This window comes from Deferrisoma palaeochoriense (assembly GCF_054656955.1).
Genome location: NZ_BAAHXI010000236.1, coordinates 1 through 222 on the forward strand (window position 1 = coordinate 1; position 222 = coordinate 222).

Below are 222 nucleotides of genomic sequence, written 5' to 3' on the forward strand. Positions count from 1 at the left end.
CTACAAAAGTATTGCCAGATCCCTAGGCGGCGTATCGGCAACTTGGGGCCAGGAAAAACCCCCGAATCTTGTCCGGCATCCGCTGCAACGAGCGCAAGGCGGAGAGGACCCGGGCCTTCAGGTCCTTCTTCGATCGCACCACCTCCCGGGCCACTCGCCGCTTCACCTGCGACCACACCAGTTCATCGGGGTTGAGTTCCGGCGAGTACGGTGGAAGGAAAA

General features: G+C 60.8%; 1 protein-coding gene. It reads right to left on the minus strand.

Going from position 1 to position 222, the window contains the following annotated elements:
• Positions 1-22: 22 nt before the first annotated feature.
• Positions 23-222: transposase (locus ACYQ8L_RS18850; protein ID WP_459943342.1), on the minus strand; the 200-nt coding region annotated here is incomplete at its 5' end.